The 24,981-nt window shown below is 64.7% G+C and carries 20 protein-coding genes and 2 tRNA genes; 10 read left to right on the top strand and 12 right to left on the bottom strand.

What is annotated here, in order from left to right; translation table 11 throughout:
• Positions 1-29 precede the first annotated feature (29 nt).
• Positions 30-1,322: a spinster family MFS transporter gene (locus tag OC450_RS22510; protein WP_256807190.1), complete on the top strand. Its 1,293-nt coding sequence runs from the start codon at positions 30-32 to the stop codon at positions 1,320-1,322.
• Here OC450_RS22510 and OC450_RS22505 read toward each other — a convergent pair.
• Positions 1,319-2,227, bottom strand: coding sequence for an alpha/beta fold hydrolase (locus tag OC450_RS22505; RefSeq protein WP_262048706.1), 909 nt, complete (start codon positions 2,225-2,227; stop codon positions 1,319-1,321). The two genes, OC450_RS22510 and OC450_RS22505, sit on opposite strands and share 4 nt — an antisense overlap.
• A 258-nt stretch (positions 2,228-2,485) precedes the next feature.
• Between OC450_RS22505 and OC450_RS22500 the strand changes: the two genes are divergently transcribed.
• The 4 genes from OC450_RS22500 (at position 2,486) to pepT (ending at position 4,798) form a co-directional block, all read left to right on the top strand.
• Positions 2,486-2,689, top strand: a complete 204-nt coding sequence (locus OC450_RS22500; RefSeq protein WP_211386021.1) for a hypothetical protein — start codon at positions 2,486-2,488, stop codon at positions 2,687-2,689.
• A gap of 159 nt (positions 2,690-2,848) precedes the next feature.
• Positions 2,849-2,925: transfer RNA gene (locus OC450_RS22495), tRNA-Asp, on the top strand.
• A gap of 203 nt (positions 2,926-3,128) precedes the next feature.
• Positions 3,129-3,443, top strand: coding sequence for an HU family DNA-binding protein (locus OC450_RS22490; protein WP_211386020.1), 315 nt, complete (start codon positions 3,129-3,131; stop codon positions 3,441-3,443).
• A gap of 104 nt (positions 3,444-3,547) precedes the next feature.
• Positions 3,548-4,798: a peptidase T gene (gene pepT, locus OC450_RS22485; RefSeq protein ID WP_262048705.1), complete on the top strand. Its 1,251-nt coding sequence runs from the start codon at positions 3,548-3,550 to the stop codon at positions 4,796-4,798.
• A gap of 54 nt (positions 4,799-4,852) precedes the next feature.
• Here the strand turns inward: pepT and OC450_RS22480 are convergent, their stop codons facing one another.
• Complete coding sequence (locus OC450_RS22480; protein WP_262048704.1) at positions 4,853-5,746, bottom strand: hypothetical protein; 894 nt, start codon at positions 5,744-5,746, stop codon at positions 4,853-4,855.
• Positions 5,747-6,174: 428 nt separating this feature from the next.
• Between OC450_RS22480 and OC450_RS22475 the strand changes: the two genes are divergently transcribed.
• Genes OC450_RS22475 through OC450_RS22455 form a run of 5 tightly spaced genes read left to right on the top strand, consistent with a single transcriptional unit; the run spans position 6,175 to position 12,990 of the window.
• The gene (locus OC450_RS22475) at positions 6,175-6,483 is read left to right on the top strand and encodes a hypothetical protein (RefSeq protein WP_410050521.1); all 309 of its coding nucleotides are present in this window, start codon (positions 6,175-6,177) and stop codon (positions 6,481-6,483) included.
• A gap of 55 nt (positions 6,484-6,538) precedes the next feature.
• Complete coding sequence (gene ihpA, locus OC450_RS22470) at positions 6,539-7,813, top strand: divalent metal ion exporter subunit IhpA (protein ID WP_256807187.1); 1,275 nt, start codon at positions 6,539-6,541, stop codon at positions 7,811-7,813.
• Positions 7,810-8,787, top strand: a complete 978-nt coding sequence (gene ihpB / locus OC450_RS22465) for a divalent metal ion exporter adaptor subunit IhpB (RefSeq protein WP_211386016.1) — start codon at positions 7,810-7,812, stop codon at positions 8,785-8,787. The genes ihpA and ihpB overlap by 4 nt, the downstream gene beginning before the upstream one ends.
• Positions 8,780-11,989, top strand: coding sequence for an efflux RND transporter permease subunit (locus OC450_RS22460; RefSeq protein ID WP_262048703.1), 3,210 nt, complete (start codon positions 8,780-8,782; stop codon positions 11,987-11,989). Before ihpB ends, OC450_RS22460 begins: the two co-directional genes overlap by 8 nt.
• Positions 11,990-11,991: 2 nt before the next feature.
• Entirely contained in the window at positions 11,992-12,990 is a 999-nt protein-coding gene (locus OC450_RS22455; protein WP_262048702.1) for a cation diffusion facilitator family transporter, read from the top strand.
• A gap of 19 nt (positions 12,991-13,009) precedes the next feature.
• On the opposite strand, the gene OC450_RS22450 is transcribed toward OC450_RS22455, so the two are convergent.
• From OC450_RS22450 to clpX, 10 genes are all read right to left on the bottom strand, one after another.
• Complete coding sequence (locus OC450_RS22450; RefSeq protein ID WP_262048701.1) at positions 13,010-14,668, bottom strand: hypothetical protein; 1,659 nt, start codon at positions 14,666-14,668, stop codon at positions 13,010-13,012.
• Positions 14,669-14,670: 2 nt separating this feature from the next.
• On the bottom strand, positions 14,671-15,519 hold the full coding sequence (locus tag OC450_RS22445) for a class I SAM-dependent methyltransferase (RefSeq protein ID WP_262048700.1): 849 nt from the start codon (positions 15,517-15,519) through the stop codon (positions 14,671-14,673).
• A 19-nt stretch (positions 15,520-15,538) separates the two neighbouring features.
• The gene (asnB, locus tag OC450_RS22440; protein ID WP_262048699.1) at positions 15,539-17,443 is read right to left on the bottom strand and encodes an asparagine synthase (glutamine-hydrolyzing); all 1,905 of its coding nucleotides are present in this window, start codon (positions 17,441-17,443) and stop codon (positions 15,539-15,541) included.
• 22 nt (positions 17,444-17,465) lie between these two features.
• On the bottom strand, positions 17,466-18,332 hold the full coding sequence (locus tag OC450_RS22435) for a glycosyltransferase family 2 protein (RefSeq protein ID WP_262048698.1): 867 nt from the start codon (positions 18,330-18,332) through the stop codon (positions 17,466-17,468).
• Positions 18,329-19,078, bottom strand: coding sequence for a class I SAM-dependent methyltransferase (locus OC450_RS22430; RefSeq protein ID WP_256807181.1), 750 nt, complete (start codon positions 19,076-19,078; stop codon positions 18,329-18,331). The genes OC450_RS22435 and OC450_RS22430 overlap by 4 nt, the downstream gene beginning before the upstream one ends.
• Before the next feature lie 178 nt (positions 19,079-19,256).
• On the bottom strand, positions 19,257-20,117 hold the full coding sequence (locus tag OC450_RS22425) for a class I SAM-dependent methyltransferase (protein ID WP_262048697.1): 861 nt from the start codon (positions 20,115-20,117) through the stop codon (positions 19,257-19,259).
• 97 nt (positions 20,118-20,214) lie between these two features.
• Positions 20,215-20,291, bottom strand: a tRNA-Val gene (locus OC450_RS22420).
• Between the two features lie 49 nt (positions 20,292-20,340).
• Positions 20,341-20,745 (bottom strand): GFA family protein, encoded by a 405-nt coding sequence (locus tag OC450_RS22415; RefSeq protein WP_211386007.1) that lies wholly within the window; start codon positions 20,743-20,745, stop codon positions 20,341-20,343.
• 84 nt (positions 20,746-20,829) lie between these two features.
• Entirely contained in the window at positions 20,830-23,253 is a 2,424-nt protein-coding gene (gene lon, locus OC450_RS22410; RefSeq protein ID WP_211386006.1) for an endopeptidase La, read from the bottom strand.
• A gap of 323 nt (positions 23,254-23,576) precedes the next feature.
• On the bottom strand, positions 23,577-24,848 hold the full coding sequence (clpX, locus tag OC450_RS22405) for an ATP-dependent Clp protease ATP-binding subunit ClpX (protein ID WP_211386005.1): 1,272 nt from the start codon (positions 24,846-24,848) through the stop codon (positions 23,577-23,579).
• Between the last annotated feature and the right edge of the window lie 133 nt (positions 24,849-24,981).

Below are 24,981 nucleotides of genomic sequence, written 5' to 3'. Positions count from 1 at the left end.
ACGATAACAAAGACAAATTGGGGGGCGCGATGGTCGATGTAACGTCACAAATGTCGGTGCAGACGGCCGCCGCGGCAAAGCCCTCGGCGCGGCGTTATTACGTGCTGGGCCTGCTCACCATCATCTATGCGCTGAACTTCCTCGACCGCACGATCTTCAACGTCCTGATTGAGCCGATCAAGAAGGAGTTTCAGCTCAGCGACACCATGATGGGCCTGCTCGCGGGCTTCGGATTCGCGCTGTTCTATTCCCTGCTGGGCATTCCGATCGCGCGCGTCGCCGACCGGCTCAACCGGCGCAACATCGTCGCCCTCGCCTTCGCGTTCTGGAGCGCGATGACGGCGCTGTGCGGCGCGGCTTCCAGCGTGACCTCGCTGGCGCTGGCGCGTATCGGCGTCGGCATTGGCGAATCCGCCGGCTCGCCCGCCTCGCAGTCGATCGTCGCGGACCTCTTTGCCAAGAACGAGCGTCCGCGTGCGCTCGGCATCTACGCCATCGGCACCTATCTCGGCGTCTTCCTCGGCTATTTCGTCGGCGGCTACGTCAACCAGCATTATGGCTGGCGATCGGCGTTCTATGTCGCGGGCCTGCCGGGCATCCTGCTCGCCGTGCTGCTGTGGATGACGATCTCCGAGCCGAAGCGCGGCGCCATGCAGGAGAGCTTCGTGCCTGAACCGCTCGGGCCGACGCTGCGTTTCCTGGCCTCGCAGCGGAGCTTCGTCATCGTGCTGATCGGCTTCTGCCTCACCACCTACACGAACTACGCGACCGCGGCCTGGATCCCGCCGTTCCTGGCCCGCGTGCACCATCTGTCGAGCGTCGAGATCGGCACCTATGCCGGCACTTTCAAGGGGCTCGCCGGCATGGCCGGCACCCTGCTCGGCGGTTTCGTGGTGGCGCAAGTGAGCCGCCGCGACGATCGCTGGAAGCTGTGGGCGCCCGCGATCACTTCTGGGCTCGCTGGCCCCGTGTTTGCGCTCTGCATGCTGACGCAGGATTTCACGATGATGGTGGCGATGCTGGCGCTGACCTCGTTCCTGGTCGGCTTCCATCTCGGCCCGATCTTCGCAATCGCCCAGACGGTGGCCAAGCCCAGCATGCGCGCGCTCGCCTCCGCCCTGATCGCACTCACCGCGACCTGCTTCGGCCAGGGCGTCGGCCCGCTCGCCGTGGGCGTGGTCAACGACGCCCTGAAGGGCGCTTACGGCGCCGACGCCGTGCGCTATTCGCTGCTCTCGGCGGCCGTCACGACCACGCTGGGCGCTCTCCTGTTCGTCTGGGCGGCGCGAACCATCCGCACTGACATCGAGCGGGCGGGCTAGCCGCCCATGAACGCCAGCATGTCCGCGGTCAGGCGCTCGCCGTGCGTCAGCGGCAGCGGATGCGGGGCGCCTTCGTAGACGGTCAGCTTGCTGCCCTTGATCAGCTTCGCGGTCTTTGCACCGGTCAATGGCAGCGGCGCGCTGGCATCCTTGTCGCCATGGACGATCAGCGTCGGGCGATCGATCCTGGCGGCTGCCGCGCGCAGATCGGCGAAGGCGATGGCCTTGCGGCAGGCCAGCGCCACCGGCAGCGGCACGCTCAGCATCATCTGGCGGATCCAGCTCCGCGTGATCTCGGGTGTCTCGGCAGTGAAGAACGGCGCTTCGTTTGCCGCAATCCATTTCGGGAAGTCGCGCGCGATGGCCGCGTTGTCGGCCTCGATCATCGCCTTGGGAACCGCGTCCGGATTGTCTTCGGTCTTGACCAGGAACGGCGTCGTCGGCGCAACCAGCACCAGCCTTGCGATCCGGTCCGATCCGTATCGTCCGAGATAGTTCACCGCCTCGGCCGTCCCCATCGAGAAGCCGACCAGCGTCACGTCGCGCAGGTCGCGCGCCTCGATCAACGCGGCGACGTCGCCGGTCAGCGTGTCCAGGTCATAACCCGCGGACGGCATCTCGGACCGGCCATGCCCGCGCCTGTCGGGCGCAATACAGCGAAAGCCTTTTGCGTTGAGGGCGTCAATCTGACTGCCCCAGATGCTGGCGTCGAATGTCCAGGCCGACAGCAGCAGCACGGGTTGTCCGCTGCCCCAATCCTGCACGAACAGTTTTGTGCCGTCCCTGGCCGTCACAAAAGACGGCCGTTCATTCTGCTGGGCCGCTGCCGCTGGCGTGCTCGCACCGGACGCTGCCGCGAGGGCAGTCCCAAGCAAAGTGGCTTCGAGGACGGTTCGACGGTTCATCGCGCTTCTCCATTGCCGATTTCTTGGCCGATCGGTCGGCCCATCGGTCGCGGCCGATGGAAACGATCATGACAAGGCGGGATCGCCCCCGCGATTACGCGCCAGGTAAGACCGCGTAAGGCCCTTCGGCCGCCCCCAGGGAGAAACCGGCTAATCGGCCAGATGAAACCATTTTGCGGAACCCGCGAAACCATCCGGAAACAGACGGTCCTTAAGACAAGAGCCATAGACGGCGGCAAAGCCCGTCGGGAGGCTCAGATGAACCACTCAATTCACTCTGCTGATCGCGGTACCCACCTGAAGATCGTGGTGGTGGCACTGGTGGCTGGCATTCTGGTCACCGGCTTCGGGATCGCGGCCCGCACCAATGCCGATCTCAGCCAGACCGCCCAGTCCACCCACGTCATCAAGGCCGGCAAGCCGGTGGCGGTGACCAGCGCGGGGACGTCGGAGATTCGCTGACACGCCCTGTTCCGGGCTGACCAATGGCCGCCTCCGGGCGGCCTTTTCGTTTTCCAAAGCAATACTTAGCCGGGGCACCCCGGCAAAGCGCAACATCCTTGACTTCACCAAGCCCCGCCTTTAAGTCCCCCCTCGTTCCGCGCGCTTTCAGCGAACCACGCGGGAGTAGCTCAGTTGGTTAGAGCGCCGGCCTGTCACGCCGGAGGTCGCGGGTTCGAGCCCCGTCTCTCGCGCCATTTTGGCAATCCCTTCATAGCCTTAGATCAAACTTCTCGACGCCTTTCGCGGCTGTGCCGGCGATTGCCGGCGTCCGTCGGGAACTCGCGGCATAGTCAGCCCGCGCCCGAATCGTCTAGGCCTTCCACGACTTGGAGGGATCCCCACGATTTCCCGGCCTTTCCGGGCTTCCCTTGTCATTGGACCATCGAGGAGGCCAGACATGGCTAAGAAGGATTCGGCGAAGAAAGCAGCCGCTCCCGCCACCATTACGCTGAAACACCTCGCCGCCGACATTGCGGAGAGCCAGGACATGTCGAAGAAGCGCGCCGAGGCCGTCCTGACCGACATGGTCGATCTGATCACCAAGCACCTCAAGAAGGGCGACCGCGTCCGGATCGTGGGTCTCGGCATCCTCCAGGTCCGCAAGCGCGCCGCCCGCACCGGCCGCAATCCGGCCACCGGCGAACCGATCCACATCAAGGCCAGCAAGAAGGTCGCCTTCCGCCCGGTCAAGGAACTGAAAGAGGCGATCTGATATTACGTTTTGTTAAGCCTGATCCGGCGTCGCCCCAGCCGCAACGTGGCCCGCTTTTCTGGTATACCGCCTACTCCCCCTCACGCCCGGCGGTTTGATCAGAAATGTCCTCCCTCCCCTTTTCGCACACCGTGACCGAGCGCTTCCTGCGTTACGTCACCATCGACACCCAGTCCGATCCGGACTCCCCGGCCTCGCCCTCGACCGAGAAGCAGAAGGATCTCGGCCGCGTGCTCGCCGCCGAACTGCAGGCCATGGGCGTCGCGGACGCCCATCTCGACGACTACGGCTACGTCTACGGAACGATCCCGGCCAACACACCGAAGAAGGTGCCGGTGATCTGCTTCTGCTCGCACATGGACACCTCGCCCGACGTCACCGGCAAGGACGTCAAGCCGCAAATCGTGAAGAACTATCGCGGCGGCGACATTACGCTGCCGGGCGACACCAGCCAGGTGATCCGCTTCGCCGAGCACCCCGCGCTTAAGAACCAGATCGGCAACGACATCATCACCACCGACGGCACCACGCTGCTCGGCGCCGACAACAAGGCCGGCGTCGCCGAGATCATAGATGCCGCGCATTTCTTCATCAACAACCCCGACGTGAAGCACGGCACCATCAAGATCCTGTTTACGCCGGACGAGGAGATCGGCCGCGGCGTCGACAATGTCGACATCAAGAAACTCGGCGCCGATTTCGGCTACACCATGGACGGCGAAAGCGCGGGCTCCGTCGAGGACGAGACCTTCTCGGCTGATGGGGCCACCATCACCATCAACGGCGTCAGCGCCCATCCCGGCTATGCCAAAGGGAAGATGGAGCACGCGATCAAGATCGCGGCCGCCATCGTCGAGCGTCTGCCCAAGGAAGGCTGCTCGCCGGAAACGACCTCGGGCAAGCAGGGTTTCCTGCACCCGATCGGAATCGACGGTGCGCTGGAGCAGGCGACGCTCTCCTTCATCGTACGCGACTTCACCGAGGAGGGACTGAAGGAAAAGGAAGTCCTGCTCGAGACCATCGTCAAGGACGTGATGAAGGACTATCCGCGCTCGACCTACAAATTCGAGGTGCGGGAGCAGTACCGCAACATGAAGCAGGTGATCGACCGTCACCCGCACATCCTCGAATACGCCATCGAGGCGATCCGCCGCGCGGGCCTGCGCCCGATGCGCACCGCGATCCGCGGCGGCACCGACGGCTCGCGGCTGTCCTTCATGGGCCTGCCCTGCCCCAACATCTTCGCCGGCGAACACGCGTTCCACTCGCGCCTGGAATGGGTCAGCCGCCAGGACATGGAGAAGGCGGTGCAGACCATCGTGCACCTTGCGATGATCTGGGAGGAGAAGGCGTAGCGCCGCTGGTCAACGCTATGTGGCCGGGATTGCTCCCGGCCATCATCCTGCAGGTTACGGCACCGGCATCGCGCGCGGACTGCGATGGAAGCGGTTCGAGCTTGCCATCCAGTTCGGCAGAGGTTCGCCATCGCGGTGCCGGCCGCCGGCAACTGCAGCAGCCCAGGCCACCGCGGCACCGATCAGCGCCGCCGCCGCAACGGAAAAGGCGACGATGACCGAGTTGCGCCGCGCGCGGCTGATTGCCGTGTGGGCGTCCGCGATCACCGCATCGACCCGCCGTTCGGAGTCCGGCGCAGCCAAGCCCGTCGCCGCGGCGACCTGCTGCACGAGATAGGTTCGATCATCGGTGCTGACGCCGCTATGGCTCGACGATGTCATCAGGATGCGTCCGGCCTCGGCGCGGGTTTCCCGCATGTCGGTGCCGGGAGGCCGCCGCGGCGCGCGGAACAGCTTGTCGAGCTCGTAGCTCAACAGCGGCTCGGCGGGGGTCGCATTCGCGCTCGAGACGCGCATCGGCGAACGGTCGGTCGCCGATGCGCCGATGAGTGCCAGCAGCCCGGCGCCGATCAGCACGGCCAGGGCCCAAGACGTCAGCCCATGAAGACCGTCCCGGCGCTCGCCGTCGTCCTCGATCGTCGCCAGCGCGGGCGCCGGACGCGCTGTTCGGCCGGCGATATAACCGCCGAAGCCGAAGCTGACGATCGCCTGGACGATCAGATACAGCCCGGAAAGCAGAGCGAGCGCCGCCGATGCATCGCGCCAGGTCGGCGAGGCCGAACTGACACCGAGGCCGACTGCAACGCCAAAGCCGACCAGGATGAACGACATCGCACCGGCGGCCAACGCGCCTGCGAGGACCGAGCTCCACTGGATGCTTCGGCGTTCCTCGGCAGCGCCGCCGCCGGCATCCATGATGTCTTCCCGCGCGAGAGTTTCCATCGCCATCGCCGCTCCCTCAGCGCAGGCCGAAGAACGACAAGATCGCCATGATCACGACGATCAAGCCGATCAGATAGATCAATCCGTCCATAGTCCCATCCTCCTCACATGCTCCGGGGCGCTAATGAGAGGGGCTGCCGAACGTTCCTAATTTTTCTGCCGCCGGCAGGAACGAGCCGCCTGGCTGCGGGTTGCCCGTGCGAATCCCAAGGATAAAAATTGTGAGCACAAAAGGCCTCAGCCGGTCAGCCCCGGGCTGGGGCCTTTTTGTATCCAGCAGCGTGCGACATCGAGTTCCCCCGACGTAACACTATTGCGGGTCGACACTGTTCCGGCCGCCATGCTACCGCAGGCGGATCAGGAACCCGAGCGCAACAGTGACTTCGATCCGCCGAGCCTACAGCCTATGTGACCTGCGCCACTGGCGCGGGCTCGTGGCTGTCCTCGTTGCGGCCATGTACCTGCTGTCGGGCGCGCTCCATGGCGCGCACGACATCGATGTCACGAGCCCCTCCGGCGGCTCGGAGATCGCCGCGATCCTCGACGACGGTTCCGCCGGCCATGGCGATCACAAGGGGCTCGGTGGCCATCACTGCCATGGCTGCTTCTCGATCGCTGTCGCACAGCCGCTGCATTCAGGAGCCGCGGGCGACATCGTTGCCGCACCGGTCGCGCAGAAGCAGCCGACGCTCGTCGGCATCGCACCCGACACGACATCCCCACCCCCCAAACATCTGACCTGAACCGATCAGCCGGGCGCCCACGCGCCCATCTTGCTTTTGTTCACAGGTCATCTTCATGTCTTGCAGACGAACTGCCGCGCGCCTTGCGTGCGCGATGGCGATTCTCGTTGGCCCCTGGCTGACGCAGCACGCGCACGCCCAGACCCTGACCATGCGCGCCGCACTGTCGCGCGCTCTGGCGGCCAGCCCGCGCCTGACGGCGGCGGAGCGCGATGTCGGTATCGCCACGGGCCAGCGTATCCAGGCGGGCGCCCTGCTCAATCCGGAACTGTCCTACGAGCAGGACAATTCGCTCGGCTCGGGCATCTATCGCGGCACGAAATCCGCCGAAACAACGCTCCAGATCAGCCAGGCCTTCGAGCTGTTCGGCAAGCGCGATGCGCGGATCGCCGCGGGCGCAGCCGGCATCGAGGTCGCCGCGATCCAGCGCAAGGCTGTCCGGCTCGAGGTGCTGTCGGAGACCGCGATCGCCTTCCTCGGCGTGCTCGGCGCCCAGCGGCGGATCCATATCCTCGACGAGCAGATCGAAGCCATCGACCGGCTGACGCCGCTCTTGCGCCGGCGCGTCGAAGCCGGCGCCTCCTCGCCGGCCGAAACCGGCCGTGCGGAAGTGGCATCCGCACTGGTGAAGGCCGATCGCGAACGCTTCAAGGCGACGCTGGCCAGCGCCCGGCGCGAGCTTGCGGTGCTGATGGGAGACCCTGCCGCAAAATTCGGCGAGGTCTCGGGGCGGCTCGACACCATGGGACGGCCGCCGACGTTCCAGTCGGTCGTCGCCGCCATCGATGCCAATCCGCAGCTGGTGCGCTGGACCGCGATTTATGCCCAGCGCAACGCCGAGCTGCTGATGGCGCGGCTCCGGCCCTATCCCGACGTGCGGATCGCCGCCGGCTGGCGCCATTTCAACGAGACCAATGACGACGCGGTTCGGCTCACCGTCTCGGTGCCGATCCCCGTGTTCGACCAGAACCAGGGCAATATTCTCTCCGCGCAGGAAAGCCTCGCCAAGACCAGGGCCGAGCGCGAGGCCAACCGCAACACTCTGATCGTGGTCGCCGGCCGCGCCTACGACTCGCTCCAGGGCTCGCTGCGCGAGCTCGCGGTGCTGCGCGAGACCGCCATTCCCAAGGCTGCGGAAGCTTCGGAAGCCATTTCCCAAGGCTATGGCCAGGGCCGCTTCACCCTGCTCGAAGTGCTCGACGCCCAGGCGAGCGTCGCCCAGGCGCGGCTGCGCGAGCAGGAAGCGCTGCAGAATTTCCACGCGGGTGTGGCGACCATCGAGGGCCTCGTCGGCAATCCCTTCACGCTGGCGCGGGAGAGCGCACGATGAAGACCTCCTCTGCCATTCTCGTCGCCGTCGTGGCCGCCGCGCTCGGCGCCTACGGCTATTCCCTGCTCGCACCGGTCAGGGTCACGCCCGCCGAGCATGCCGCGGATAAGAAGCCGGAGAAGCCGAACGACCATGTCGAGCAGGACGAGCACGGCGCCGACCGCATCCGCATCTCCGACGTCAAGCTGGCCGCCGCGGGCGTGACGCTGGCGGAAGCCGCCAGCGCGACGCTGACCGACACGCTCGCCTTCAACGGCATTTTGCGCGCCAACCAGGAGGCGGTCGTTCAGGTCACGCCGCGCTTTCCCGGAGTTGCAAAATCGATCCTGAAGCGCATCGGCGACAAGGTCGGCAAGGACGATCTGCTCGCCACCATCGAGAGCAACCAGAGCCTGACCGTCTACGAGCTCAAGGCGCCGCTCGCGGGCACCGTCATCGAGCGGCAGATCTCGCTCGGCGAATACGCCTCCGAACAGAAGCCCGCCTTCGTCGTCGCCGACCTGTCCTCCATCTGGGTCGATCTGTCGATCTACCGGCAGGACCTGAAGCGCGTCCGCCTCAACGACGAGGTGCTGATCGATCCCGACGACGGCCGCGGCGAGATCAAGGGCACGATCTCCTACATGGCGCCGATCGGCAGCAGCGAGACCCAGACCGCACTTGCGCGCGTGGTGCTGCCAAATCCGGACGGGCGCCTGCGGCCCGGACTGTTCGTCACGGCGCGGCTGATCCTCGCAGCGCGCGACGTCGCGGTCGCCGTGCGCAAGAGCGCAATCCAGACGCTGGAAAACAGGACCATCGTGTTCGTTCGCGAGGACGGCGACAAGATCGAGGCGCGCCCGGTGGAAACAGGTGATTCCGACCCGAGATTCGTGGAGATCCGCGCCGGCCTTTCGGCCGGCGAGCGCTACGTCGCCGAGAACAGTTTTGTGGTCAAGGCGGAGATGGGCAAGGGAGACGCCGACCATGATTGACGCGCTCCTCGGCTTCTCCCTTCGCCAACGATGGCTCGTGGTCCTGTTCGCGCTCGCAGCCGGCGCCTTCGGCGCCTGGAATTTCACCCGCCTGCCGATCGACGCGGTCCCTGACGTCACCAACGTGCAGGTCCAGATCAACACGCGCGCGCCGGGCCTGTCGCCGCTCGAATCCGAGCAGCGCATCACCTTCCCGATCGAGACCGCGATGGGCGGGCTGCCCAAGCTCGAATACACCCGCTCGATCTCACGCTATGGCCTGAGCCAGGTCACCGTCGTATTCGAGGACGGCACCGACATCTATTTCGCGCGGCAGCTCGTCAACGAGCGCATCCAGCAGGCAAAGGACCAGCTTCCAGCCGGAACCGAGGTCGCGATGGGGCCGATCTCGACCGGCCTTGGCGAGATCTATGTCTACTCCGTCGAGGCCAAGGCCGGCGCGAAGTCACAGACCGGTGCCGAGTTCACGCCGACGGAGCTGCGCACCATCCAGGACTGGATCATCAAGCCGCAACTGCGCACCATTCCGGGCGTGATCGAGGTCAACTCGATCGGCGGTTACGAGCGGCAGTTCCACGTGCTGCCGATCCCCGGCCGGCTGATGGCCTACAAGCTCGGCTTTCGCGACATCATGACGGCGCTGGCCGCCAACAACGCCAATGTCGGTGCCGGCTATATCGAGCGCAACGGCGGGCAATATCTCGTCCGCGCCCCGGGCCAGGTCGCCAATATCGCGGAAATCCGCGACATCGTGATCGGCTCGCGCGGCGGCGTCCCGGTGCGCATCCGAGACGTCGCGGACGTCCAGGAAGGCCACGACCTGCGCTCGGGCGCTGCGACCGCAAACGGCAGCGAAACCGTGCTCGGCACCGCCATGCTGCTGATCGGCGAGAACAGCCGCACGGTAGCCCAGCGCGTGAAGGCGCGGCTCGCGGAGGTCGCGAAATCGCTCCCTGATGGCGTGATCGCGCGCGCCGTCTATGACCGCACGCACCTGGTGGAAGCCACCATCCAGACCGTCGAGAAGAACCTCATCGAGGGCGCCGCGCTGGTTATCGCGGTGCTGTTCCTGATCCTCGGCAACATCCGCGCTGCGCTGATCACCGCCTGTGTCATTCCCCTTTCCATGCTGTTCACGATCACGGGCATGGTCGAGAGCCAGGTCAGCGCCAATCTGATGAGCCTCGGTGCGATCGACTTCGGCATCATCGTCGACGGCGCGGTCATCATCGTGGAGAACTGTCTGCGGTTGCTCGCTGCCGAGCAGCACCTGCGCAGCCGGCCGCTGTCGCTCGAAGAGCGGATGGAGACGATCCGCGCCGGCAGCAGCGAGGTCATCAAGCCGAGCCTGTTCGGCACGCTGATCATCGCCGTGGTCTACCTGCCGGTCCTGACCCTGACGGGGACCGAGGGCAAGATGTTCACGCCGATGGCGCTCACCGTGCTGATGGCGCTTGCCGGTGCGGCGCTGTTGTCGATCACTTTCGTCCCGGCCGCGGTCGCGATCTTCGTCACCGGCAGGATCTCGGAGAAGGAGAACATCTTCATGCGAGCGGCCAGGCGCTTCTACGTGCCGCTGCTCGATCGCGCCATCCGCTACCGCGGCAGCGTCGCTTTTGGCGCCATGCTGATCGTCGCCGGCAGCGTCTTCGCCGCGACGCGCATGGGCGGCGAATTCATCCCGAGCCTGGATGAAGGCGACATTACCATCGAGACCATCCGGATTCCCGGCACCAGCCTGACCCAGAGCGTCGACATGCAGCTTCGGCTGGAAAAGGCGATCAAGCAGGTACCGGAGGTCGCGACCATCTTCTCCAAGATCGGCACCGCCGAGATCGCCAACGATCCGATGCCGCCGAATATGACCGACACCTATGTCACGCTCAAGCCACGCGACGAATGGCCCGATTCAGGCAAGCCCAAGGACGAGGTGGTCGCCGAGCTCGAACGCGCCGCCAACACCCTGCCCGGCACGGCCTATGGCATGACCCAGCCGATCCAGATGCGCTTCAACGAGCTCATTGCCGGCATCCGCAGCGACGTCGGCGTGAAGATCTTCGGCGACGATCTCGACGTGCTTGCCGGCATCGCCCAGCAGGTCAACGGGGTCGTCCACGCCATCGAGGGCGCGGCCGACGTCAAGACCGAGCAGATCGCGGGCCTGCCGATCCTCACGGTGAAGCTCGACCGCCAGGCGCTGTCGCGTTACGGCCTCAGCCTCAGCGAGGTGCAGAACCTCGTCGAGATCGCGATCGGGGGAAAACCGGTCGGAAAGCTGTTCGAGGGCGATCGCCGCTTCGACATCGTGGTGCGGCTGCCGGAAAGCCTGCGTGCCAACCCTGACACGATCAAGTCGCTACCCATCCCGCTGCCGCCGGGCGAGGATGCACCGGCGGTCACCAAAACCGCATGGCCGGGCGGAAACGCAGCGCTCCGCTACGTGCCCCTGTCCTCCGTCGCGACGATCGAGATCGCACCCGGCCCCAACCAGATCAGCCGCGAGAACGGCAAGCGCCGCGTGGTGGTCATGGCCAACGTTCGCGGGCGCGACCTTCGCTCCTTTGTCGCCGAGACCCAGAACGCAGTGGCAGAGAAGGTCAAGCTGCCGCCCGGCTACTGGATCGGCTGGGGCGGACAGTTCGAGCAGTTGGTCTCCGCGACCAAACGGCTGACGATCGTGGTGCCGGTGGCGCTGCTGCTCGTGTTCCTGCTGCTGTTCATGGGCATGGGATCGGCGGCCGATGCGGCTCTCGTGTTCTCCGGCGTGCCGCTGGCCCTGACCGGCGGCGTGATGGCGCTGCTGCTGCGCGGCATCCCGCTGTCGATCAGCGCCGGTGTCGGCTTCATCGCGCTCTCCGGCGTCGCCGTGCTCAACGGGCTCGTCATCATCACCTTCATCGAGCGGCTGCGCAGCGAGGGGCGTCCCGTCCCGGAGGCCGTTCGCGAGGGCGCGCTGACGCGGCTGCGTCCGGTGCTGATGACGGCGCTGGTCGCCTCGCTCGGCTTCGTGCCGATGGCCCTTGCCACCGGGGCCGGAGCCGAGGTGCAGCGGCCGCTCGCGACCGTGGTGATCGGCGGCATCATCTCCTCGACCGTGCTGACGCTCCTGGTGCTGCCTGCACTCTACCTGCTGTTCCGCCGTGACGCAGGCACCGAAACGCCTACAATGGGACCTGATTTGTTAGCTTCCGGGGAGCGGTAGATTTGGGCAGCCACGACCATCACGGTCATCACCATCATGACCATGCCGGCCACGATCATGGGCACGGTCACGACCGCAGTCATGGTCATGGGCATGATCATGGTTTTGGCCACACGCATGTCCACGCGCCCGCCAGTTTCGGCAGGGCATTCGCGATCGGCATCTCGCTCAACACCGCGCTGGTCGTGGCCGAGGCCGTCTACGGCTATATCGGCAACTCCACCGCCCTCCTTGCCGATGCCGGCCACAACCTTTCCGATGTGCTCGGCCTGGTCGTGGCCTGGGGCGCATCGATCGCGGCAAGGCGCGCGCCGAGCGGACGTTTCACCTACGGCCTGCGCGCCTCCACCATCCTGGCGGCGCTTGCCAACGCAGTCTTCCTGCTGGTCGCGACCGGCGCGATCGGCTGGGAGGCGATCTTGCGACTGCGCGAGCCGGAGCCGATCGCGGGCGTCACCGTGATGGCGGTCGCCGGCATCGGCATCCTCGTCAACGGCTTTACGGCGATGCTGTTCGCGCGCGGACGCAAGGACGACATCAACATCGAAGGCGCCTATCTGCACATGGCCGCCGACGCCGCGGTCTCGCTCGGCGTCGTCATCTCGGCGGCACTGATCATCTGGACCGGCTGGCTCTGGCTCGATCCTGTCACCAGCCTCGTCATCTGCGCCACCATCCTCTGGAGCACGACCAGCCTGCTTTGCGCCTCCATCGACATGTCGATGGCGGCCGCGCCCAAAGGCACCGACCTTGCCGCGATCAGGACGTTCCTGCTGGCGCGCCCGGGGGTTTCCGCGATCCACGATCTCCACGTCTGGCCGATCTCGACCACAGAGACGGCGCTGACCTGCCACCTCGTCATGCCCGCCGGCGCCGGCGACGGATTCCTGATGGAGACCGCGCAGCTGCTGAAGGCCTCCTTCCGCATCGGCCACACCACGCTTCAGGTGGAGACGCATCCCGACAATGGCTGCGCGCTGGCGCCGGATGATGTGGTGTGAGGCCGCTTGCGCCGCAAAGTCACGCGCTCGCCCGGCCCGCCGTGTCCCCGGCGCGGCCGCGAAAAGCCCTGATCCGATCGAACAGCAAGCTCGCCAGCATGGCGCTCGAGCCGCCGAGGAACGGAATGGCGTAATACGCGTAGCGATTAAGCCCATAAATGAGAAACGCCGGCAACGCAGCGCTGACCAGCGCGAGCAGGACCATCAGCGTGCCGACGGCAACGAGGCCGCGAGGGCTCCGGCGAATGAAACCCGCACGGCCCGCCGGGACACCGATCAGCAGGACGAGAGCGAGACACAGTGTCGCCGAGGAGAACCACACGATCGGTCCGGCACGGTCATCGTATTCGGTCGACACCTTCACCCCGCAGCAGAACGCTACCAAGTCCGAACTCGGCGCGTAGCCATGCCCCATGAGTTGGCTCAGTCTGAGCTGCACCTGATCCGCGGTCGGCAGAAGCCGAGACAGCGGCCACCAGGGCTTGTAGTAATCATGAACCAACTGGCCGGATTTGAAGCCGGTCGGACTGCCGAAGAAGGGATACGTATCCCGGTTGACGAAGAACTCGTAAGCTTGCGGATTGGGCGTCCGCCGCGCCACCGAATTCGCATCGAAGAGCAGAAAATACATTTCCCGGAGGAAGTGCCTCGTGACATGCCGATAGAGCGTTGACGGCGTGGTCAGCGTTTCGATGAATATGTCGCGCACGACCCTTTCAAGGTCGGCATCGCTGTCTCCGGACCGCTTCAGCCGCTGCAGGGCGCCGAACGGCCATTGATATTCACCATTGTCGGCCCATCCGTTGCGGGTGTCTGCAGCCCGCATCTTCTGAACGAACTCCCTGGCCTGCTCCTTCCGCTCAAGATGAACGCCGTGATCGAAATCACCGGAATAGCCGACGACGAAAGCCATCACGGCAAGGGTCTCGTTGCCTGCGGCAGGTTTTCCAATCACGAAGTTGACGACAGCCGGGGTGAGATAGACGGCCGAAGCGAGAAAGACCGCAAGTCCAAGCACGCCGAGCCGGCGCAGGAACCGGGTGTCCAGGGTCGAAGCCAGCCACAGCAGAATGACAGCGGCCTGGCCTATCGCCGCCGAGCGGCAAACCATCAGCGCCCCGAGCACCAAGCCCACGCATGCCGAAGCGAGGAACGCCGGCCAATTGCGCAACGCCGCTCCGGCGGCAAAGAAGGCCGCCAGGCTGACCAGAAAATTGGAGATCGTCTCTGCGCCGATAGTGTTGTCATAGTGGATGATGCGGCCATGCAGCGCCGCAAGGGCAAAGGCCAGAAGCGAGAAGAAGCGGGGCGCGCCGGCAAAACGCACGATCGCGGCGACGAGGAGAGCGGTGCCGACGCTCATCAAGTGCTGCGCGATGACGAAGACCAGGATGTGGGGGCCGAACATCTTGGACAGCAGCACAAGGAAGACGGCGACCCCGTACGGACGCTTCACCGCGTCCTCGATATATTGGCCCCTTAGAATCGATTCTGCCTGAATCAGGTAGGGCCCGCCGTCCTCGTGGATGAAGTGATCCGGCCAAGCCACGAGGAAGGCGAGGTGAATCATCAGGGCTAGGCCGATCACGCAGACCCAGACCCAGAACCACGCGACGGAATTCGTCCATCCGAGCCATCCAGGGGAAAACTCCCCGCGCCCGCCCCGTGCTCCATCCATTTTCAATGCCCGCCTTCGCTATCTTTGCTCGCGGATTGATCGGGCGACTGCGCCGGGCGCGTGCCGGACACGGTCCAGCTATAACCATGCCGGTGATAGAGCTCCACACCGGCGAATCCGGCATCGGACAGCAAGGCCTGCGCCTCGTCGCGGGTATAGTATTTCGCATAGGAGGGGTTCAGCTGGTCGTAGATGGTCAGGCGACGAACCGAACGCGGAAACTTTGCCAGGACGGAACGCATGTAGTTCCGCATCGGAAGAGGAAGAATCCGGCAGAGACCGATATAGGTCGTCAGCGCGAATTCCAGCAGATGCGAGAGCGCGACCAGCATCCCGTGCGGCATTCGAACCGTGACCTTGCGCAGCGGGATCGCGATCGACAGATAGGTCTCGTTCCCTTCAAAGCCGTAGAGCCACACGATGCAACGTCCGCCAGGGCGCAGCGCCCCGAACGCAGCCCGGACGACAGGGCTTGGCGCGGGAATGTGGTGCAAGACACCCATCGAGACGACGTAGTCGAGATCCAGACGGGATGGCAGCTGGTCGCCGGGCACATGGAGATAGTCGATGCGGTCAGCACGGGCGACGGTGTTGGTCTTGAGGACCTCGAATGCCGCGGAGGGCTCGACCGCGACGACGCGATCGGCCCCGGCGTCGAGCAGCATGTTGACGATACGTCCCGTGCCGCTTCCGATATCGGCGACCCGCGCGCCCTTGACGTCATCGAGCGTCAGCAGTGGACCGAACAGATCGGCGAGCAGCTCCGCCGAACCATAATAGCCAGGGTTGTCCCGGAAGGCCGTCCACTGCTCTCCGAAATCGTCGATCGTTTGTCGCTTCAGGTCCGGCATCGGCGCTGGTCCGGCTCGCTCAGCGCGGCCGGGGGGCAGCGAGCCCCATCAGCCATATCCCCAGCGTCAGAACGGGCCACAGCGCGAAGGCGTTGTCGCTACGCCGGTCCAGATGGTCCTTCCACAGCAGGCGGATCGCATCCGGATTGAGGTAAGGCGCGAAAACATCCGGCTCCTGATTGAACACACGATCGCAAATTGCCTGCAGACCTCCGCGTCTCATCAATTGCGCAATGGGCACGTTGAACCCGCGCTTGCGCGACCACGCGGCGTCCCGGGGCATTCCCAGGCGCTCGGCGAGCTTGCGCAGGACGTATTTTGGCGCGCCCTTCGGCCAGGGATTGAGGAGGGCGACGTCAATCGTGCCGGCGAGGTCCATGACCCGGCGATCGAGGATCGGAACGCGCACTTCGAGCGAATGCGCCATGCTCATCGCATCGACCTTCTGAAGCACGCTCTGGAGGTGAAAGCGCTGGTCGGCGACCAGCGCCCGATCCAGCACCTTGTCGTGCGGCTCCGAATAGTACTCCGCGTATTCGGCGAACGGGTCGGCCGCCGCAACATCGACCATCTCGCGCGCATAGATCTTCGCGGCGAGAAACCGGGGAACCAGCCGCCGCCATTGCAGATGCGGACGATCCCCTTCCTCGCCGAGACCCAGCGCAAAACGAGCCAGCTGCGCTGCCGCCGGAAGACGTCTTTCATCGCCGCGAACGGCGGCATAGGCTAGCCGACCGGTCATGCCCGCAACGCCCCGCGGCACGACGCGGCGCACGGACTCCGCCATGGCGGTTGCAGCATAAGTCTCGTATCCGGCAAAAAATTCGTCGCCGCCATCGCCCGACAGCACGACGCTGCAATGCTGCCGGACTGCGCCGGCCAGACGATAGAAGCCGAGCGCGCCCGTATCGGCACACTGCCCGTCGAAATGATAGACGACCGCGCGGAGCGCAGTCTCGGCGTCCTCCCCTCCTTCCCCGTCGACCACGCTGACCGACAAGCCGGCAGCGGCGGCGATCTCCTTCGCTGCAGCCGACTCATCATGGCTCTTCTCGGAGACCCCCGCCGTGAACAAAGGCGGCTTCAATCCGAGGCGCTTCAGCGTGAGGCTGATAAGCGAACTGTCGATACCGCCGCTCTGCAGCACGGCGAGCGGAACGTCACTCACCATCTGGCTTTCGACCACCGTCTGGATCGTGGCCTCGAGGCGGTCGACGGCTTCGTCCAGGCGGCTGATCGCTGGCGCGCGGACCGGCCGCCAGAAGCGGCGCTCGGTCCGCTCGCCGGCAGTGAAGCTCATCACCGTACCGGGCGGGACCTGCTTGATCCCGCCAAACAGGCTCTGCCGCGTCCCGGTGTGCCCGGCGGCCAGGAAGGTGTGGAGTGCACCGGGATCGATGCGCGGCGCCTCGCGCCGGCTCGCCGAGATTCCCTTGACTTCGCTCGCGAACAGGACGTCGCTGCGGTCCTCGAAGTAGTAGAGCGGCTTGATGCCGATCCCGTCACGCGCGAGGATCAGGCGGCGCTCCTGACGGTCCCAGAGGCCGAGGGCGAAAAAGCCCTCCAGCCGCTCGAACATCGCCTCGCCCCAGGCGAGATAGGCGTAGGGAAGAATTTCCGTGTCGCAATGTCCCCGGAACCGGAAGCCGAAGGAACGTTCGAGCTCGCGTCGCACTTCGCCGTCGTTGTAGATCTCGCCGTTATAGGTCACGGCGATGCGGCCGGACGCATCGAGCATCGGCTGGTGTCCGGCTTCCGAAAGGTCGCGAATGGCGAGCCGCCGGTGGGCGAAACCGACGGATTGATCCAGCCAGGAGCCCTCGCCGTCCGGTCCGCGGTGGATCAACGCGGCAGACATCGCCGCGACCGTGCCGCGATCGACCGGGCGGCCGTCGCGGTGAAAAATTCCGGCTACGCCGCACATCGCGCTTTGCCGTCAGGAGTCGTCATGGCCGCTGGTTCATGATCTGCTTGAGAAGAACAGCCAGGAGCCCCATCGCGACGACGAGAATGCTGAGGAGGATGGCGCCGACCCCGAGGACAAAACCGCTGACGACCTGCAGAATGATCCCGCCTATCAGCGAAACCACGGCGAGCGCCATGCACATCATCGCCAGCAGCACGAATATCTTCAGCGGATTGTAGTAGGTGCAGGCCTCCAGGACATACTGCAACGTGCGAAGGGAATCGCGGAACAGATTGACCTTGGATCGGCCGATCCGCTCCTTGTAGTCGATGTCGATGTAGTCGACGAATTTCGCGTTCATCATGTAGGCGAGCGTCAGCGAGGTCGTGAAGCTGAAGAGGTCGCTGACGTGCTCGAAATACGAAATGGCGATGCGACGCTGGAAGACGCGAAGCCCGGAATTGATGTCCGGGATTTCGCGATTGGCGGTGAACTCGACGATGGTCTTCAGCACCGCACGAAGCGGCGACTTCAGCATCGACTCCCTGTAGTTCGGGCCGGTTCGGGCGCCGACGACCATGTCGAAACCTTCGTTGAGGCGTGCGATCAATGCCGGGATCGCTTCCATCGGATAGGAGCCGTCCGCGTCGCTGATGACGATCGTGTCGTAGGCCGCGATGCGAATACCGTCCTTCAGCGAGCGCCCGTATCCGATGTTGTGGGCATGCCTCAGGACTTTTGCGCCGGCTTGCTCGGCCAGCGCCCCGGTGCCGTCGTTCGAGCCGTCGTCGACGACGATGATCTCATAAGGAGCGAGCTCGGCGCGATCGAGAACCGATTTCGCCCGCGCGATCGTCTCAACGATGCCGTTGCGCTCGTTCAGAGCTGGAATGACGACGGAAATCATACGCGCCGTGCAATGCAGGTGACGGATTGCCCGAAAAAGCTTCGCGACAGGGGATCAAGCGCCCGCGACAACGGAACCATGTACCTGTCGAACAGCGCAATCTGTCCATTCACGGCGTCGTCGTTCAGCGAGTTATGCCGCTTCAAGCGGTTGGCAAGCCATCCCAGTCCGCCGATCGGGTTGAAATAGCTCAATCGGACGATCTCGACCGGCTGTCCCGTCATGAGATCGCGCAAGCGCGCGGTGCTGTAGCGCCGGAAGTGCCCTGCGAGCCGATCAAGATCGTTGTAGAGCAGCATGAGAGCCGGGACGCTTATGAGAAGATGTCCGCCCGGCTTCAGCACGCCGACCAGATTGGCGACAGCCTTGGCATCGTCCTCGATGTGCTCGAGCACGTTGACGGTGAACACGGCATCGACGCCGTTCGGAAACAGCGAATGCAACTGTTCCGCGGCCAGAATGTCGCAGACGGCAAAGCTGCGGTCAGGCATGGCCTGGGCGGCGCGCTCGACGCTTTCGCGATCGTGGTCCACGCCGCAATAGTCGCCGAGTTCCCCGAGCACTCTGCTGTAGAGGCCATGGCCAAACCCGACTTCGACGATGCGTCCGGTGAGATAGGGGCGGAACTGCTCGATGACCCAGTTCATGTAGTTCTGCGCATCGGCGATGCCGCTAGAATACGTGGCCGCCCCCGTCTTGAGACCGTCCATAGACGCGGGCTGTGGCAGCCGGGAGACCTGGGCCATGGGTCCTGAACCTCTATTAAGGTGCGGGATTAGCAGCAAGAGCAGGGTTTCTCAAGCGCGTCCGGAAGCTGTTTCATCCGCCAGTTGAGTCAGACGTCCGGCTCGACAAATGACCGGGCCCGGCAGCGGTGACGCGCAGACCGCCAACCATGTTTGGTCGGCAGCCAGGCTGAGGTGACTACGTCGCTTTCGCCGTCACGATCCAGATCGCGCCTTGAAGTGCCACCGACTGCCCTTTGAGGAATGGCGCCAGCATGTCGCGGATCGAGGCCTTGGCGGCCTCGTAAGTCTCCGGCGGATGGCCCTGCAGCGCGCGGCTGGCCGGACCGATCTGTAACGCGCCGTCGACCGCGGCATCGATCCCGCCGCCGATCGCGATGTCCATCGGCAGATTATGCGGCTCCATCGCCACATCGACGAAGCCTGCACCGCTGAGGATGCGCATCACGCGCTCTTCCGCGGCAAAGGCGAAAGGCCCGGGCTCCTCGGGCCCGACCGGCGGCATTTTGGGGACGTGTTCGTAGACCGCCATCAGCGGCGCCATCATCCAGGGATTTTCCTTCGGCTCGCGCCAGCAGGCGAAAGCGAGCCGTCCCGACGGCTTCAGCGCACGCCGCAAATTGGTGAATGACGCGACGGGATCGGCGAAGAACATGACGCCGAAGCGCGAGGCCAGGAGATCGAAGCTCGCCGGCTCGAACGGATGCACCGTCGCATCCGCCAGCACGAAATCGAGCGGCAGGCCTTTCGGCGCGAGTGCACGCGCCTGCGACAGCATCGGATCGGAGACGTCGAGGCCGAGCGCGAAGCCATCGGGCGCCACCGTTTTCGCGAACGCGCACGTCGTCGCACCGGAGCCGCAGCCGACGTCGATCACGCGCTCGCCGGGCTTCGGCCTGGCGCGGTCGATCAGCACGTCGGCGATGGGTCCGAGCAGTCTCTCCTGCGCCGCGTGGCGATCGGCCCAGCGCTGTCCGCTCGGGCCGTTCCAATAGGCGATCTGGTCGGCGTTCTGCTCGTGTCCGCTTGGCTGCTGCATAGGGTCTCCGAAAATTTGGGCAGCTCGGGTAGCCGCCAGCGCCCGGATTTGTCGTTGTCCGTCGAGCGAAGCCCCTCTTCCAAAATGCAATTGGGGCTGGTGGGCGGTCACGGATTCGAACCGCGGACCCTCTCGGTGTAAACGAGATGCTCTAACCAGCTGAGCTAACCGCCCCTCGCCGCTTCTTTATCCCTACCCGCCCTTGGTCGGCAAGTATGGAACGTCAGTCCCCCGGCCTCCCCGGCAGTTGCGGTACCGCATCGATCCACACAGCCGCCGACTGGCACCAGATCTGCCGCACCGGCCGCAAGGCGTCGCGCTGGCGGATACTGCCCCAGCGGATCCCCCAATCGCCGGCCTCCTCGCCCTCGCCGCTGGTGAACAGCGGGGAACCGCAATTGCTACAAAAATGCTGGAAGCGCATCCGGCCGTTGTCGCCGCGCTTGCCGTAAACCTTTGGGGTGCCGGCGGTCAGCTTGACGTCGACGCTGGTGCAGATCGCGGTCACCCGGAACGGCGATCCCGTGAGGGTCTGGCAGTCCCGGCAATGGCAGACCGAGACCGCTTCGGGGTCGATCTCGGCTTCAAAGGTGATCCGCCCGCAATGGCATTGCCCGTCGATCTGCATCGTCCTTGTCCCCTTGTCCGCCGCTCCCTGCCCCAAAACAAAAACGGCGCCCGAAGGCGCCGTTTTATCATCTTTCGATGGAGCTTAGTGAGCGGTCAGGCCGCCGGCGGCTTCGTCGCCGTCCGGCTTCACCGTCACCTTGGTGTCTTCTTCCCAGACGATCGGCACCGGCTTCTTCACCAGCGCCCTGGCGACGACGTCGTCGAGACGGGAGACCGGGATGATCTCCATGCCGCCCTTGATCGCATCGGAAATCTCCGTGAGATCCTTGGCGTTGTCCTCGGGGATCAGCACCGTCTTGATGCCGCCGCGGGCAGCAGCCAGCAGCTTCTCCTTCAGACCGCCGATCGGCAGCACGCGGCCGCGCAACGTGATCTCGCCGGTCATCGCGACATCATGGCGGACCGGGATGCCGGTCATGACCGAGATGATCGCGGTGGCCATGGCGACACCCGCGGACGGACCGTCCTTCGGCGTCGCGCCTTCCGGCACGTGCACGTGGATGTCGCGGCGGTCGAACAGCGGCGGCTCGATGCCGTAGACGATCGCGCGCGAGCGGACGTAGGACGCCGCCGCCGAGATCGATTCCTTCATGACGTCGCGCAGATTGCCCGTGACCGTCATCTTGCCCTTGCCGGGCATCATGACGCCCTCGATGGTCAGCAGCTCGCCGCCGACATCGGTCCAGGCAAGGCCGGTGACGATGCCGACCTGCGGCTCGCTCTCGATCTCGCCGTAGCGGTACTTCGGCACGCCCAGAAGCTCTTCGAGAGACTTCTCGGTGACCTTGACCGACTTCTTCTTGGAGATCATCAGCTCCTTCACCGCCTTGCGGGCGAGTGTGGAGAGCTCACGCTCCAGGTTGCGCACGCCCGCTTCGCGGGTGTAGCGGCGGATCAGAAGCAGCAGCGCGTCGTCGTCGATCGAGAACTCCTTGGAGTCCAGGCCGTGCTTTGACACCGCGTTCGGGATCAGATGCTTGCGCGCGATCTCGACCTTCTCGTTCTCGGTGTAGCCCGCGATCCGGATGATCTCCATGCGGTCCATCAGGGGGCCGGGAATATTGAGCGTATTCGCGGTCGTGATGAACATCACGCTGGACAGATCGTAGTCGACCTCGAGATAGTGGTCGTTGAAGGTCGCGTTCTGCTCGGGGTCGAGGACCTCGAGCAGCGCCGAGGACGGATCGCCGCGGAAATCGGCGCCCATCTTGTCGATCTCGTCCAGCAGGAACAGCGGATTGGACGACTTCGCCTTGCGCATCGACTGGATGATCTTGCCGGGCATCGAGCCGATATAGGTGCGGCGGTGACCGCGGATCTCGGCCTCGTCGCGCACGCCGCCGAGCGAGACGCGCACGAATTCGCGCCCCGTCGCCTTCGCGATCGACTTGCCGAGCGAGGTCTTGCCGACGCCGGGAGGCCCGACGAGGCACAGGATCGGGCCCGTCAGCTTGTTGGCGCGCGACTGCACCGCGAGATACTCGACGATACGTTCCTTGACCTTCTCGAGCCCGTAGTGATCGGAGTCCAGGACGGCCTGCGCCGATTCCAGGTCCTTCTTGACCTTGGACTTCTTGTTCCACGGGATCGACAGCAGCCAATCCAGGTAGTTGCGCACGACGGTCGCTTCCGCGGACATCGGCGACATCTGACGCAGCTTCTTCAGTTCATGCTGCGCCTTTTCGCGCGCCTCCTTGGAGAGCTTGGTCTTGGAGATCTTCTCTTCGAGATCAGCGAGCTCGTCGCGACCATCGTCGTCGCCGAGCTCCTTCTGGATCGCCTTCATCTGCTCGTTGAGATAGTACTCGCGCTGGGTCTTCTCCATCTGGCGCTTGACGCGCGAGCGGATCCGCTTCTCGACCTGGAGCACCGAGATCTCGCTCTCCATCAGGCCCAGCACCTTCTCCAGGCGCTGAGTGACCGACAGCGTCTCCAGGATGCCTTGCCGATCCGCGATCTTGACGGCGAGATGCGAGGCGACGGTATCGGCGAGCTTGGCGAAATCGGTGATCGCCTGCACGACGCCGACGACCTCGGCCGAGATCTTCTTGTTGAGCTTCACATAGCTCTCGAAGTCGGACACGACCGAGCGTGCCATGGCCTCGGCTTCGACCGACTTCGCATCGGTGTCGGCGAGCGCAATTGCGGTCGCTTCGTAATAGTCGGCGCGATCGGTGTATTTCTGCACGCGCGCACGCTCGAGCCCTTCGACCAGCACCTTCACGGTGCCGTCGGGAAGCTTCAAGAGCTGCAGCACGCTGGCGAGCGTACCGGTCTCGTAAATCGCATCGGGAGCCGGATCATCGTCGGACGCGTTCTTCTGAGTCGCGAGCATGATCAGCGCGTCGTTCTTCATCACCTCTTCGAGCGCGCGGATCGACTTCTCGCGGCCGACGAAGAGCGGAACGATCATGTGCGGGAAGACGACGATGTCGCGCAGCGGCAGCACGGGATAGGCGTGCGTTTCGCCATGGACGATGGTTGGCCTGGGTTTTGGATTGGTCATGGCCTTTTCCTTTTGCTTTGCCCCCTTGCACGCAGTCCGCCATGCTCATGCGCAACCGCCACAAGGTGCCGAGGTGATCCGCAGAACCGGTCGGTCCTTTTCGAGTTGGACCGGCTTGCCGGATCGGAACTGAGGCGAATCTTGAAGAGAATGCTCGCTCGCCGCCGACATTAGGTGGCTATCGCCCCGGGGGGTGTCAAGTCATTGAAAGACGCGCGCCATCAGGCGCTTACGCACGCAAATAAGCGACGCAACACCGGCTGCGGAGATACCTTCCGCAGCCCTCGAATGATGAGGCGATTGGAGCGTTCCAGCGCCGCAGATCAGGCGCTGGCATTCTCGACGGCGCGATCGGACCGATCGGCGTAGATGTAGAGCGGACGCGCCGTTCCTTCCACGACTTCGCGCGAAATCACGACTTCTTCCACACCTTCGAGGCCCGGCAGGTCGAACATGGTCTCGAGCAGGATCGCCTCGAGGATCGAACGCAGTCCGCGCGCGCCGGTCTTGCGCTCGATCGCCTTGCGGGCAACCGCGCCAAGCGCCTCGTCGGCGAACGTCAGCTCGATATTCTCCATCTCGAACAGCCGCTGGTATTGCTTCACCAGCGCGTTCTTCGGCTCGACCAGGATCTTCTTGAGCGACGTCTCGTCCAGATCCTCCAGCGTCGCGACCACGGGCAGACGGCCGACGAATTCGGGGATCAGGCCGTACTTCAACAGATCCTCTGGCTCGACGTGACGGAAGATCTCGCCGGTACGACGGTCCTCCGGCGCCAGCACCTGGGCGGCGAAACCGATCGAGGTCGACCGTCCGCGGGCGGAGATGATCTTCTCCAGGCCCGAAAACGCGCCGCCGCAGATGAACAGGATATTGGTGGTGTCGACCTGCAGGAATTCCTGCTGCGGATGCTTGCGGCCGCCCTGCGGCGGGACCGAAGCCACCGTGCCTTCCATGATCTTGAGCAGCGCCTGCTGCACGCCCTCACCCGACACGTCGCGCGTGATCGAGGGGTTGTCGGACTTGCGGCTGATCTTGTCGATTTCGTCGATATAGACGATGCCGCGCTGGGCACGCTCGACATTGTAGTCGGCGGCCTGCAGCAGCTTCAGGATGATATTCTCGACGTCCTCACCGACATAGCCGGCTTCGGTCAGCGTCGTCGCATCGGCCATCGTGAAGGGCACGTCCAGGATGCGGGCGAGCGTCTGCGCGAGCAGCGTCTTGCCCGAACCGGTCGGACCGATCAGCAGGATGTTCGACTTCGCGAGCTCGACGTCGTTGTGCTTGGTCTGGTGGTTGAGGCGCTTGTAGTGATTGTGCACCGCGACCGAGAGAACCTTCTTCGCATGGCTCTGGCCGATGACGTAATCGTCCAGCACCTTGCAGATTTCCTTCGGCGTCGGAATCCCGTCGCGCGACTTCACCAGCGAGGACTTGTTCTCCTCGCGAATGATGTCCATGCAGAGCTCGACGCACTCGTCGCAGATGAAGACCGTGGGACCCGCGATCAGTTTGCGGACTTCGTGCTGGCTCTTGCCGCAGAACGAGCAATATAGCGTGTTCTTGGAGTCGCTCGTGCCGACCTTACTCATTCATGTCTCCGTCCGCGGTTCGATCCCGTTCCGCTCGATCGCTCCATTCCGACACGACGGCCGGGATGAAGTTTAAATAGAGCAAATTCCGTACCAAAAAAGACCCTACGCGTTATATCCCGTGCGAATCACG

The sequence above is a fragment of the Bradyrhizobium sp. Bra78 genome, assembly GCF_024519855.1.
Lineage (GTDB): Bacteria > Pseudomonadota > Alphaproteobacteria > Rhizobiales > Xanthobacteraceae > Bradyrhizobium > Bradyrhizobium japonicum_G.
Note: the sequence above shows the minus strand (reverse complement) of the source record. Positions and strands in the feature narration are given on the sequence as shown.

Coding starts and splice junctions, on each gene's coding strand:
- lon (WP_211386006.1), bottom strand. CDS start 23,253: ATGACCAATCCAAAACCCAGGCCAACCATCGTCCATGGCGAAACGCAC.
- ihpB (WP_211386016.1), top strand. CDS start 7,810: ATGAAGACCTCCTCTGCCATTCTCGTCGCCGTCGTGGCCGCCGCGCTC.
- OC450_RS22505 (WP_262048706.1), bottom strand. CDS start 2,227: ATGAACCGTCGAACCGTCCTCGAAGCCACTTTGCTTGGGACTGCCCTC.
- OC450_RS22510 (WP_256807190.1), top strand. CDS start 30: ATGGTCGATGTAACGTCACAAATGTCGGTGCAGACGGCCGCCGCGGCA.
- OC450_RS22450 (WP_262048701.1), bottom strand. CDS start 14,668: ATGGATGGAGCACGGGGCGGGCGCGGGGAGTTTTCCCCTGGATGGCTC.
- OC450_RS22490 (WP_211386020.1), top strand. CDS start 3,129: ATGGCTAAGAAGGATTCGGCGAAGAAAGCAGCCGCTCCCGCCACCATT.
- OC450_RS22430 (WP_256807181.1), bottom strand. CDS start 19,078: ATGGCCCAGGTCTCCCGGCTGCCACAGCCCGCGTCTATGGACGGTCTC.
- asnB (WP_262048699.1), bottom strand. CDS start 17,443: ATGTGCGGCGTAGCCGGAATTTTTCACCGCGACGGCCGCCCGGTCGAT.
- ihpA (WP_256807187.1), top strand. CDS start 6,539: ATGTCTTGCAGACGAACTGCCGCGCGCCTTGCGTGCGCGATGGCGATT.
- pepT (WP_262048705.1), top strand. CDS start 3,548: ATGTCCTCCCTCCCCTTTTCGCACACCGTGACCGAGCGCTTCCTGCGT.
- OC450_RS22425 (WP_262048697.1), bottom strand. CDS start 20,117: ATGCAGCAGCCAAGCGGACACGAGCAGAACGCCGACCAGATCGCCTAT.
- OC450_RS22480 (WP_262048704.1), bottom strand. CDS start 5,746: ATGGCGATGGAAACTCTCGCGCGGGAAGACATCATGGATGCCGGCGGC.
- OC450_RS22460 (WP_262048703.1), top strand. CDS start 8,780: ATGATTGACGCGCTCCTCGGCTTCTCCCTTCGCCAACGATGGCTCGTG.
- OC450_RS22435 (WP_262048698.1), bottom strand. CDS start 18,332: ATGATTTCCGTCGTCATTCCAGCTCTGAACGAGCGCAACGGCATCGTT.
- clpX (WP_211386005.1), bottom strand. CDS start 24,848: ATGAGTAAGGTCGGCACGAGCGACTCCAAGAACACGCTATATTGCTCG.
- OC450_RS22500 (WP_211386021.1), top strand. CDS start 2,486: ATGAACCACTCAATTCACTCTGCTGATCGCGGTACCCACCTGAAGATC.
- OC450_RS22415 (WP_211386007.1), bottom strand. CDS start 20,745: ATGCAGATCGACGGGCAATGCCATTGCGGGCGGATCACCTTTGAAGCC.
- OC450_RS22445 (WP_262048700.1), bottom strand. CDS start 15,519: ATGCCGGACCTGAAGCGACAAACGATCGACGATTTCGGAGAGCAGTGG.